The sequence below is a fragment of the Enterobacter sp. ZOR0014 genome, assembly GCF_000798855.1.
Taxonomy (GTDB): Bacteria; Pseudomonadota; Gammaproteobacteria; order Enterobacterales; family Enterobacteriaceae; genus Enterobacter; species Enterobacter kobei.
Genome location: NZ_JTLF01000286.1, coordinates 146 through 362, shown reverse-complemented (window position 1 = coordinate 362; position 217 = coordinate 146). Strand labels below are relative to the sequence as shown.

Annotated in this window: 1 protein-coding gene; it reads left to right on the top strand. The window is 48.4% G+C overall.

Translation table 11 applies throughout. The features are described from left to right. Positions 1-8: 8 nt before the first annotated feature. Positions 9-217: DUF1471 domain-containing protein (locus L977_RS15150; RefSeq protein WP_047626090.1), on the top strand; the 209-nt coding region annotated here is incomplete at its 3' end.

The window sequence follows — 217 nt, the reverse complement described above, 5'->3', positions numbered from 1 at the left end:
TTTATATCATGAAAAGCATCAAAACTTTTGTCGCTGTAATCGCTCTGGCTGCTTCTTTCGGTTCTTTCGCTGCACAGACTGTGACCGCAACCGCCTCTACCATCGACGGTGCAGAAGCTAAAATCGCGGCACAGGCTCAGGAAGCAGGTGCATCATCCTACAAAATTACCCAGGCATTCACGGGTAACCGCGTACACATGACTGCTGAACTGAATAA